Here is a 12323-nt window from a genome sequence, read left to right on the forward strand (position 1 = left end):
GTCACTCGCCCGTTCCGGCGGGCCGTGACTTCTGGTCGAGTACGCGCCGGAACTCGGTCAGCGCGTTCCTGCCGGCCTTGGGCAGGGATCCGGCCTTGGCGCCTGCTTTCCCAGCCAGCCGCTGTGCTTTGGCCTGCGCCGCCAGGGTCGAGCCCGGCACGTTGCTCCTCACCAGCTCCACCCGCAGGGTGACCTGGAAGCAGCGTGGCGCGGTGGCGCAGTCACCCTGCTGGCCGTCGATGGTCTGCGTGCCGAGGGTCCGGTACGCGGGCGGGAACGACAGCAGGCTCGCGAAGCCGAGGAACTGCGGTGCCAGCGGGCTGTCGTCCTCCAGCACCGTCACCACGGCCGCCAGCGGGGCGGACTCCTCCAGGGTCACCACGATCGACCGGTTCGCGGGCAGGTTGACCTGCGAGTTGTCGTCGACGTCGTTGTCGGCGAAGGTGAAGCACCGCACGTCGGGCACGGTCTGGCCGAGCACCGTGCAGGTGGCGGTGGGGTCGAGGACGCCGACGATGATCGGGTTCCACTCCCCCGCGCCGGCGAGGCCCTGGTCGCCGTCGGCGAAGGAGCGCATGCTCACCAGGGTGACCCGCAGGGTGGTGCGCTGCGGGACCACGGCGGCCGAGCGGGTCACCGTGTTGTTGTTCTCCGCGCCGCCCGGCTCCACCACCTGGTTGAAGACGTCGACGACGGCCGCGGTGGTGATCGCGCCGGCCTGGAAGTACGTGCCCTGGAGGGTGACCGTCCGCGACTCACCGGCGTTGAGGCCGTCGATCCGGACCGTCGGGCCGAACCCGTCGCTCTGCCGCAGCCGCCACTGGACGGAGAACGGCCCGGCCGCGATGGGACCGTTGTTGCGGACCGTGATGCGTGCGGTGGTGGGCACCCCGCGTACCGGCGAGGCCGGGTCGAGGGTGAAGCTGGTGATCACCAGGTCGATGGGCGCCGGCTGCACCGTCACCGCGCGGACGAAGCGGTTGTTCGCCTCGTTGGTCTCCGAGACGTTGTTGAAGGCGTCCACCCTGGCCACCGTGCTGAAGTTGCCGGCCCTCGGGTAGGCGAAGGTGAACGTGACAGTGGTCGTCGCCCCGGCGGCCAGGCCGTTCACCTGCTGGGAGACGGTCGACAGGCCCGGGGTGCTGAGGAAGAGGGCGTCCGGGTTCCACTCCACCAGGAACGGGCCGGCCGCGGTGTTCCCGGTGTTGCGGATCCGGATCGACACGGTCGCCGACGCCGCCTGCGTCGGCGACGACGGGTTGATCGTGACGTCCTCGATCACCAGGTCCACGGTGTTCGGGGCCACGACGACCTGCAGCTGGAAGGTGTTGTTGGCTTCGTTCAACTCGGCGACCTGGCGGTCCGGGTCCACCGTCACGGTGCCGGGGAACGTGCCGGCGAAGGGGAAGGTGTACGCCAACTGCACGGTGGCCGCGGCGCCGGCGGCGAGGCCGGCGACCCGGATCGACACCGGCGGGGCGAGCAGCCGAGGCCGCCACTGCACGCGGAACTCGGTGGCCGCCGTGTTACCGGTGTTGGTGACCGTGATCGACGCGGTGGTGCTCTGGCCCACGACCGGGGAGGAGGGCGCTAGGACGACCGCCGACACGACCAGGTCCGCCCGGGCTGGGTCGACATTGAGCGTACGGGTGAGGGTGTTGTTGCCCTCGTTGCTCTCTCGCACGGCGTTGCTGCTGTCGACGGTGACGGTACTCGGCCAGGCACCGGCGACCGGGAAGGTGAAGTCGATCGACACGACGGTCGAGGCTCCGGCGGCCAGGCCGCTCACCTGCTGGGTCAACGTGGCTGCCAGCGGCCAGGGCCGCCAGGACACCAGGAACGCGCCGGCGGCGGTGTTGCCGTTGTTGGTGATGGTGATCCGGCCGGTGGCGACCCGCCCGGTCACCGGGCGTGCCGGGACCGTGCTGAGGGAGCTGACCACCAGGTCGACCGTGGCGGCGACGACGGTCACCGGCAGCAGCGCCAGGTTGTTCGCCTCGTTGGTCTCCGCCACGCTGTTCGCCGTGTCCACGACCGCGACCGTCTCGAAGTTGCCGGCGGTCGGGAACGTGAAGGCGAAGGTGAGGGCGATCGAGGCGTTGGCCGCCAGACCCGCCACCGGGGTGGACGGTCCGCTCGGCGCGAAGGGGTTTTGTCGCCACTGCACGACGAATCCGGGTGCCGCGCAGGTTCCGGTGTTGCGTACGGTGACGGTGAAGGTCGCGGGTTGTCCTTGGACGGGCTGGTTCGGTGTGACGCTGAACCCGGTGACGCTGAGATCCGCGCATGGGTCCTGGGCCTGTGCCGCCTGCGGGCCGGTCAGCGCGAGACTGAGGCCGAGCAGGACGGCTGTCGCCGCCCCGAGAAGGCGACGCAGTGGGCCACGTTGTCCTGACATGATGCACCTACCTCTTTTGGTGCCGCCCCGCGGTGGTGCGTCGCCTGCCGTGCTCAGACGAGCGCCCGCCCGCGTTGCTCTGGAACTGCGGGAAGGCCCAACAACGACTGAATCGTGGGGGCCACGTCGAGAAGTGACATTCCGGCACGGTAACCGGCATCCACCCGGTCCCCGGCCATGACGAGGACGCCCTGCTCGGCGTGGTTGGCGTCGTCGGGGCCGGTGTCGTTCTCGAAGCTGTGGAGATCTGTCGCCGGCCCGATCGTGCCCGCGGCCCGCCACCGCAGGTCGCCGAAGTACACGATCAGGTCGGGCGGTACGCCTTCGATCTGTGGATACACGTCCTCCGGGCGGAAGGCCCGATTGCCCATCGGCCTGCCCAGGTGATCGGTGAGCGCCTCCAACTCGGCGACGAGCAGGTCGCGGACCTGCTCGTACTCGCTCGGGGGGACGGTCCCCTGCGGCTCGCGTCCCGCCACGTTGATGAACAGGCGCCCGTAGTAGCCGCCCTCGGCCCAGGCCGTCGTCCGCGACCAGTCCACTCGGCACTGCGAGATGGGCATGGCCGTGGGCGGCTGCTCGGCGAGGACGAGCAGGCCACGGCGGCGCAGCCACTCGTTCACGTGGAAGCCGCCCAGCATCGGCTGCGCGCCGTGATCGCTCGCGATCACGACGGTGGTGTCGTCGTCCAGGTCGGTCAGGAAGGCTTCGAGGTGACGGTCCAGCGCCCGGTAGTAGTCGCGGAAAATCCTTTCGAAGGGATTTCCCGCCTCGTACCCGGGATGCTCCGGATCGCAGTACCGCCAGAATCCGTGGTGCAGCCGGTCCGGGCCCATGTCGACAAAGGAGAAGAACGTCCAGGGGCGGGTCCTGGCCAGGTGCCGGGCCACAGTGAACCGTTGCTCGGACAGGTCGAAGATCTGCTGGCTGATCCGGGGCTTGTCGTCGGTCCGGAAATCCGTCACGTCCAGCAGGTAGCCGTTGGTCAACCGGTGGATCTCACCGGCCAGCTCCCTCGGCCAGGTGTAGTCCGCCTGGGTGGAGGGCGCGAGAAAGCACGAGACGAGGCAGCCCTTGACGGCGCTTGGCGGGTACGTCCCCGGCACCCCGAGGATCACGCTGTCGCCGCCCGCCGCCCCCACCATGTCCCAGATGCGGGGCACCCGGACGGACCGGGACGTGGCGATGCTGAGGCGGTCGTAGCTGTGATCCGCCCGGTTCCGGAAGCCGTAGATTCCGATCTCCCCGGGCGAGCGGCCCGACATCATGCAGGACCAGGCGGGCACCGTGATCGGTGGGACGACGCTGGTGAGCGGGCCCCAGAGCGAACGTGCCCGTAATGCCGTCAAGGTGGGCATGTCGTCGGCGTAGCGGTCGAAGACCAGCTGGGGCGCCACGCCGTCGAGCCCGATCACGGCGAGCCGACCGGTCCTGTTCATCACTGCCTCCGCATCTCTCGCCCCGCCCCAGCGGCGCGAGTCGCCGCCGCTCACCCTGACAGCGCTGCGTCACTCACCCGTCAATTCGCCTCGGGGCGGAGACGACGACGCGATGACGGAACGGGAGTTTGCTGGGGTCGACATCCGATCCCGTTGTCCTGCCCAGCCATGAGGTGGTGGCGTGCCAGCCGAGACGTACCGAAGAGCCCTGGATTTCCTCGTCCTCTCGCCGCCCGGATTCACGGATCCGGCACTTGCCATCGCCGCGAGTCGCGCCGGCGCCATCGGAGTGTTGAACCTCGAGTTCGCCGACGACCTCGACGCGGCGCGGGCCGGGGCACGGTTGCTGGCCAGGCAGGCGCGCGGCCGGTGGGGCGTGCTGGTCGACCACCCGGGAATGCTCGTGGAGCCCCTGCTCGCCATGCCGGCCCAGCGGCCCGACGTCGTCGTGCTGCCGGCGGGCGTCCCGGACCTGCCGGCCGTGGTGGCGCAGGTCCGGGCGGCCGGGTCGGCGGTGTTCGTGGTGGCGACCGACCTGGCGGAGGCCCAGCGCGCGGAGGACATCGAGGCCGACGCCGTGATCGTGAAGGGCAACGAGGCCGGTGGGTGGGTGGGTGAGGAGACCTCGTTCGTGCTCGTGCAGCAGTTCCTGGCCGCGCTCCGGCTGCCGGTGTGGGTGCAGGGCGGGATCGGGCTGCACACCGTGGCCGCCTGCCAGGCGGCCGGTGCGGCCGGCGTGGCGCTCGACGGCCAGGTGCTGCTGGCTCGGGAGTCGTCGCTGCCGCCGGCCTGGCGGGCCCGGCTGCCGGCGGCCGACGGCGCGGAGACGCTCTGCCTGGGCACGGAGGTCGGCGCCCCGGTCCGCCTCCTGTGCCAGGGTCCCGCCCCGGAGGGTCTGCTGCCGCCGTCGGGTCCGGACGACGGGTCGGGTGCGACGGACGACGCGCGACGCCGGTGGCGCCGCAGCGTCGTGGCGGGCGCCGGGCGGCCGATGGAGCCCGGCGGGGTCCTCGCCGTCGGTCAGGACGTCGCCTTCGCGGCCGACCTGGCCCGCCGCTTCGTGACGGTGGGCGGGATCGTCGGTGCCCTGCGCGACGCCGCCGTGGCTCAGTGCCGCACCGCGCGGGCCAGCAACCCGCTGCGGGCCGACAGCCCGCTGGCGCGTTCCCACGGCACCCGGTTCCCCCTGGTGCAGGGGCCGATGACCCGGGTCAGCGACCGGACCGCCTTCGCGGCGGAGGTGGCGGAAGCGGGTGGTCTGCCGTTCCTCGCGCTGAGCCTGATGCGTGGACCGGACGTCGCGGCGCTGCTGGGGCAGACCCGCGCCCGGCTGGCTGAGCGCGCGTGGGGCGTGGGGATCCTCGGCTTCGTACCCCCGGAACTGCGCGAGGAGCAGCTGGCGGCCATCCTCGCCGCTCCGCCGCCGTTCGCCCTGATCGCCGGCGGACGGCCGGACCAGGCGCGGGCGTTGGAAGCGCACGGGATCACCACCTACCTGCACGTGCCCTCCCCGACGCTGCTCTCGATGTATCTGCGGGACGGGGCTCGACGTTTCGTCTTCGAGGGCCGCGAGTGCGGCGGCCACGTCGGCCCGCGGAGCAGCTTCGTGCTGTGGGAACTCGCCGTCCGGACGTTGCTGGCGGAGATTCCCGCCGGTGCGGACGCCGGGGAATACCACGTCCTGCTGGCGGGTGGGATCCACGACGGCAGGTCGGGGGCGATGGCGGCGGCGATCGTCGCCCCACTGGTGGAGCGCGGGGTACGGGTCGGCGCGCTGATGGGCACCGCGTACCTGTTCACCGGGGAAGCGGTCGACTCCGGTGCCATCACCGCGGACTTCCAGCAGGCCGCGATCTCCTGCCAGGGCACCACCCTGCTGGAGACCGGACCCGGCCACGCCACCCGGTGCGCGCGGTCGCCGTACGTCGACGACTTCGCCGCCCGCAAGGACCAGTTGCGGCGCGACGGCGCCAGCCCGTCGACGCTGCGGGACGAACTGGAACGGCTCAACGTGGGCCGGTTGCGCATCGCCACCAAGGGCATCGAGCGCCGCCCCACCGGCGAAGGGCCGGACACCCAACTGGTCACCGTGGACGTCGCCGAGCGATGGAACCAGGGCCTCTACATGATCGGTCAGGTCGCCGCGCTGCGCGCCGGGGTGCGCACGATGGAGGAGCTGCACCGCGACGTGTCCGAGGGCAGCGATGAACGGCTCGGTGCGCTGGCTACTCCCCCGGCCCGCACCGAACCCGTACCGGCCCCGGTGGACGTGGCCGTCATCGGGATGGGGTGCATCCTGCCCGGCGCCGCGGACCTGCCCACCTTCTGGGCCAACATCCTCGACAAGGTCGACGCCATCACCGAGGTGCCCGGGCGTCGCTGGGACTGGCGCCGCTACTACGACCCGGACCGGGCCGCCCGGGACCGGGTCTACTCCCGCTGGGGCGGCTTCGTCGAGGAGGTCCCGTTCGACCCGGTGGCCTTCGGCATGCCGCCGCACTCGCTGCGCTCGATCGAGCCGTTCCAGCTGCTCGGGCTCCTGGTGGCGCAGGCCGCGCTGCGGGACGCGGGGTATCTCGACCGGCCCTTTCCCCGGACTCGTACCGCCGTGCTGCTCGGTGCCGGCGGAGGCGGCGGCGACCTCGCCGGCGGCTACCTGGTGCGCTCCGCGCTGCCCGGGCTCTTCGGCGACGACGCCGCCCGCATCACCGCCGAGCTCGGATCCGCGCTGCCGGAGTGGACCGAGGACAGCTTCCCGGGACTGCTGCTCAACGTGGCGGCCGGCCGCATCGCCAACCGGCTCGATCTCGGCGGGAGCAACTTCACCGTCGACGCGGCCTGCGCCTCGTCGCTCGCCGCGATCCACCTCGGCGTCCTGGAGCTGGCGCAGCACCGCAGCGATCTGGCCATCGTCGGTGGCGTCGACGCGATCCAGAACCCGTTCGCGTACCTGTGCTTCAGCAAGACGCAGGCGTTGTCGCCCAGTGGCCGCTGCCGCCCCTTCGACGCTTCGGCGGACGGCATCGCCATCAGCGAGGGATTCGCGGCGGTCGTGCTCAAGCGGCTGGCCGACGCCGAACGCGACGGCGACCGGGTCTACGCCGTCATCCGGGGGGTCGGTTCGTCGAGCGACGGGCGCGACCGCAGCCTCACCGCGCCCCGCCCCGAGGGTCAGGTCCAGGCGCTGCGGCGGGCCTACGCGCAGGCCGCCGTCCCTCCGGCCACCGTCGGTCTGGTCGAGGCGCACGGCACCGGCACGGTGGCGGGCGACCTGGCGGAGTCGCAGGCGCTGACCGGCGTGTGGGCCGAGTCCGGTGCCGCCCCGCAGTCCTGCGCCGTCGGCTCCGTCAAGTCGATGATCGGGCACACCAAGGCCACGGCCGGGGTCGCCGGGCTCATCAAGGCCGCGCTCGCGCTGCACCACAAGGTGCTGCCGGCCACGCTCGGCGTGACGACACCGAGCGCCAGGGCCGGACTCACCACCGGTCCGCTCTACGTCAACAGCGAAAACCGGCCCTGGCTGGCGACGCCCGACGGCGCACCGAGACGGGCCGGAGTGAGTGCGTTCGGTTTCGGCGGTACCAACTTTCACCTGGTGCTGGAGGAGTACACGGGCGCTTTCCTGCCCGCGCCGCCGGTCCGCGAGCGCTGGCCGGCCGAGCTGTTCGTCTGGCGGGCCCGGAGCCGGGACGAACTGGTCGACGCGGTCGGCGCCCTGCTCGACCCGCTCGAGTCACTGTCGCCGGCCGAGTTGCCCCGGCTCGTCGACCTGGCCGCCGCCCTCGCCCGCCGCCGGTCCGCCCCGGAGTCGCCGGTGAGCCTGGCTCTCGTCGCCACCTCGCCGACCGACCTGGTGGCCAAGCTGCGCCGGGCGCGCGACGTCGTCGCCGGACCGGAAGCACGGGTGCACACCGCGGACGGCCTGCACTTCGCGGCCGACGGCGGGCAGCTGAGCGACGGGCGGGTGGCCTTTCTCTTTCCCGGGCAGGGCTCGCAGTACGTGGACATGGGACGCGAGATCGCGCTGCTCTTCCCCGACGTACGGGAGGGCTTCGAGCGCGCGGACCGCCTGTTGGCGCAGCGGTGGGAGGAGCCGTTGAGCCGTACCGTCTTTCCCGCGCCGGCCTTCACCCCGGAGCAGACGCGGGCGCAGACCGAGGCCCTCGCGCGCACCGACGTCGCGCAGTCCGCGCTGGGCGCCGTGGAGCTGGCGTACCTGGGGCTGCTGCGTCAGGCCGGCGTCGCGCCGGACCTGGTCGCCGGGCACAGCTACGGGGAGTTCGTCGCCCTGGCGGCGGCGGGCTGCCTGCCGGAGGACGACCTGCTGCGGCTCTCCGAGGCTCGGGGCCGGTTCATCCGCGAGGAGTCCACCGGCGCCGACGGTGCGATGGCCGCGGCGCACGCCACACCGGACGACCTGCGGCCCCACCTGGACGGATCGGACCTCGTGGTGGCGAACCTGAACTCGCCGACGCAGACGGTCGTCTCCGGCCGACGGGCCGGCGTCGACGCGTTCGTGGCGCGGTGCCAGGCGGCCGGCATCGCCGTCCGTGCGCTGCCGGTGTCGTGCGCCTTCCACTCGCCGCTGGTGGAGCCGGCGCGGAACCGGCTCGCCGAACTGCTGCGCGCCACCGACTTCGCCGCCCCCCGGATCCCGGTCTACGCCAACACGACCGCCGCCGCCTACCCGGACGATCCGGCGGAACTGGCCGGTCTGCTCGCGGAGCACCTGGTGCGACCGGTGCGCTTCGTCGACCAGGTGGAGGCGATGTTCGCCGCCGGCGCGCGGATCTTCGTCGAGGTGGGGCCCAGAAATGTTCTCTCCGGACTGGTGGGGGGCATCCTCGGCGACCGACCGCACCTGGCCGTGCCGATGGATGTGCCGGGCCGACCGGCCCTGTCCACGATGCTCGACTGCCTGGCGGCGCTCGCCGCGGAGGGTGCGCCCGTCGACGTACGGCGGTGGTTCGAGGGGCGGTCCACCGGCGACCTCGATCTCGCTTCGCTCGGGGCCCGTCCCGCGCCTCGTCCCGGCCTGTGGCTGGTCGACGGCGGACGGGCCCGGCCGGCGTCCGTACCGGCCCAGCGGCAACCGACGGTCGGCGCCGCCGACCGTCTCGATGAGTTCGACCCTGGAGGGCAGCAGGTGACCGAGAGCGCGACGCCGTCGCCGAACGGCAACTGGACCGACCACGCAGATCCGGCCCACGTCCTCGGTGTGCCGAACGCCGGCCCGGCACCAGGGTCGACGGCACCCGCCCGGCTCACCGAGGTGCCGGCGGCCGGCCGGGCGGACCAGGTCATGGACTCGTACCACCAGGTGATGCAGCAGTTCCTCGAGACCCAGCGCAACGTCATGCTGGCGTACCTCGGGGTGCAGGACGACCTGGCCGGTCCGGTCGTGGCGCCCCCCACCCGCGAGCGACCCGCCATGACCGGGCCGGACCTGTTCGGCCCGGCGATGACGCCGCCGGCCGTGGCGGCGCCGGCCGTGGCGGCGCCGGCCGCGCGGACCGTACCGGAGCAGCCGGCGGTGTCCACGGCGGACGCCAGGCGCCCGGCACCGGTCGACGCCGAAGCCACCGCCGCGCGACCGTCAGCCGGGCCGAGCGGCCCGCAGGTGGACCGGGAGGAACTGACGAAACGGCTGATCCAGGTGGTCAGCGACCGCACCGGCTATCCGGAGGAGATGCTGTCGCTCGACGCCGACCTCGAGGCCGACCTGGGCATCGACTCGATCAAGCGGGTGGAGATCGCCGGTCTGCTGCTCCAGTCCCTGTCGCTGCCGGACGGCACCGACCCCGACCTGGAGGGCATGCGCAGCGGCCGCACCCTGCGGCAGATCGTCACCGCGTTCGAGCAGTTGACCGGAGCCGGCGAGCCCGGGCCGCAGCTGACCGGGACGGGCAACGAGCGCCCTTTTGATCCGGTGCCGACCGACGACCGGCGGATCGGTCGGCACCTCCCCCGGGTGGTCACGGCACCGCCCCCGGGTACGCCGGGTGGGCTGGCGGACGGCGCGATCGTCGTGGTCGACCGCGGATGTGCGGTCGGCACCGCGACGGTGGACCGGTTGCGGGCCGCAGGACGACAGGTGCTCCGGGTGGTCGTGGGGCCGCCCGGCGCGCCGGGCGCGGACCTCGTCGTCGACGATCCCGCCGACCCGCAGGCCGTGTCGCGCCTACTGGACGACCTCCGGCAGCGCACGGACCGCGTCGCGGGGCTGGTGCACCTCGCCGCGCTCACCCCGCCCGACCCGGCCCGCACCGCCGCGGTGGACCACGTCTGCGGGCTCTTCCTGCTGGTCCGCGCGCTGGCCGCCGATTTGGGGACGGCCGCGCGGGCGGGCGGCGGCGTGGTGCTGGCCGCCACCGGACTCGGCGGTCACCTCGGTTTCGACGGCGTCGGTCCCGGCGGACCGGCCAGCGCCGCCCTGCTCGGCTTCCTCAAGAGCCTGGCCCACGAATGGCCCACGGTCCGCATCAAGGCCGTGGACGTGTCGCCGGGACCGGCGGAGCAGGTCGCCGGCCATCTGCTCGACGAGTTGACGGCGGACGACGGTCTGGTCGAGGTCGGCTACCGCGACGGCGTACGTCACATGGTCGTCGTGGCCCCGGCCGACCTGGTCGGCCGGGATGCTGCCGAGCCGCTCGGCCCGGACAGCGTCCTGCTGGCCACCGGTGGGGCTCGCGGGATCACCGCCGAGGCCGTGTCGGCGCTCGTCGAACGGTATCCGGGCGGCACCGTGGTCCTGGTGGGACGCTCCGCGGCCGACGCGGAGGACCCAGCCACGGCGGGGCTGACCGACCCACGCGAACTCCGCCGCGCCCTACTGAAGCGGGCGCGGGCCGCCGGGGAACCGCACAGCCCGGCGGCGGTGGAGGCGGCGTACCGGCTGCTGCTCGGCGGGCGGGCGGTCGCCGCCACCATGCGGCGCCTGCGCGCAGTGGACGCCCGGGTGGAGTACGTCGCCTGTGACGTGCGTGATCCGGCCGCGTTCGGCGCCCTCATCGACGACGTGTACGCCCGGCACGGGCGCATCGACGGCGTGATCCACGGCGCGGGCGTGGTCGAGGACCGGCTCGTCGGAGACAAGGAACTGGACTCGCTGCGGCGGGTCCTGACCACCAAGCTCGCCCCGGCCGAGGTGCTCGCCACCAGACTGCGCCCCGAGAAACTGCGCTTCGTCGCGTTCTTCAGCTCTGCCACCGCCCGGTTCGGCAACGCCGGCCAGGTCGACTACGCGGCGGCGAACGAGGTGCTCAACAAGCTCGCCACCGAACTGGACGCCCGGTGGCCCGCCCGCGTGGTCGCCGTCGGCTGGGGGCCGTGGGAGTCCGGGATGGTCTCGCCGGAGCTGCGGCGGCGCTTCGCCGAACGCGGTGTGGCGTTGATCGGCGTCGAGGTGGGACGCCGGTGTTTTGTCGACGAACTGGCGTACGGGCGCAAGGGCGAGACCGAGGTGGTGATCGGCGGTAGCGCCTGGAACCCGACGCCCGGGCGCAACGTCGCCCGACCCGCCGCCACCCCACCCCGGCCGCTGGCCGCCCGGGCGAGGGACGTCACCAACGACAGCCTGCGGTACGCGTTCGACCTGGCCCACGACACCTACCTGGCCGACCATCGGCTCGACGGTCGCCCGGTCGTCCCGTTCGCGATGGTCCTCGAGCTGGTGACCGAGGCCGCGGAGACGTTCTTCGCGCCCCGGATCGTCACCGGCGTGCGTGACCTGCGGCTGCGGCAGGGCATCCTGCTGTCCGCCGGGCCCGGGCCCGAGCCGGTCGAGGTGCTCGTCACCGCCCGGCTGGGCGCGGCGGCCGAGGCCGGCGGCCCGAGCGCCGGCGTCCTCACCGCCGAGGTGACCGTCGCGGCGGCGGCCGAGCCGGCGCGGGTGCACTACCACGCGGCGGTGGAGCTGGCCGCCGCCGCGTTGCCGCAGCCACCCACCGATCCCGCACCGTCGCAGTTGGACGGGTTGCCCGCGTTTCCGGTCGGCGTCGCCGAGGCGTACGCGACGATGCTGTTTCACGGTCCGCTCTTCCACGCCATCGCCGAGATCCACGGGATGGACCGGCGTGGCGCCCGCGCCGAGCTGCGCCCCTCGGTGCCGGCGCGCTGCATGCGGGCACCGGAATCGGCCCGCTGGGTGCTCGACCCCGTCCTGATCGACGCCGCCCTCCAGCTGCAGGTGCTCTGGACGCGGACCCACTGGGACATGACCCTGCTCCCCACCGAACTGGGCCAGCTGAGACGGTACGCCGACCTGGCGCCGGCCGACGACCCCACACCGGTCCGCCACGAACTGCGGATCCGGTCCGAGAGCAGGGCCCCGCTGTGCCACGCGGACCACTACTTCCACGACGGCGACGGCCGGCTGCTCGCCGTGATCACCGACATGGTGGGCGTCGGCAGCCGGGCGCTGCACCGGCTCGCGGACGCCCAGCCCGGTTCGTCGGCTGCGACGGTCGGCTGAGATGGACGGAGGA

Annotated in this window: 3 protein-coding genes; 1 reads left to right on the forward strand and 2 read right to left on the reverse strand. The window is 73.2% G+C overall.

Features of this window, described 5'->3' with window-relative positions; translation table 11 throughout:
* Position 1: 1 nt before the first annotated feature.
* On the reverse strand, positions 2 to 2398 hold the full coding sequence (locus IEY61_RS20655; RefSeq protein WP_189046796.1) for a CARDB domain-containing protein: 2397 nt from the start codon (positions 2396 to 2398) through the stop codon (positions 2 to 4).
* A 53-nt stretch (positions 2399 to 2451) separates the two neighbouring features.
* Positions 2452 to 3837 carry an alkaline phosphatase family protein gene (locus tag IEY61_RS20660; RefSeq protein WP_189046798.1) on the reverse strand — a complete coding sequence of 462 codons (1386 nt, stop codon included), beginning with the start codon at positions 3835 to 3837 and terminating at the stop codon, positions 2452 to 2454.
* 181 nt (positions 3838 to 4018) lie between these two features.
* Here IEY61_RS20660 and IEY61_RS20665 point away from each other — a divergent pair, with 181 nt between their 5' ends.
* Positions 4019 to 12310: a type I polyketide synthase gene (locus IEY61_RS20665; RefSeq protein ID WP_189046800.1), complete on the forward strand. Its 8292-nt coding sequence runs from the start codon at positions 4019 to 4021 to the stop codon at positions 12308 to 12310.
* Positions 12311 to 12323 lie beyond the last annotated feature (13 nt).

The sequence above is a fragment of the Micromonospora sonchi genome (genome assembly GCF_014646235.1).
GTDB classification, from domain to species: domain Bacteria; phylum Actinomycetota; class Actinomycetes; order Mycobacteriales; family Micromonosporaceae; genus Micromonospora; species Micromonospora sonchi.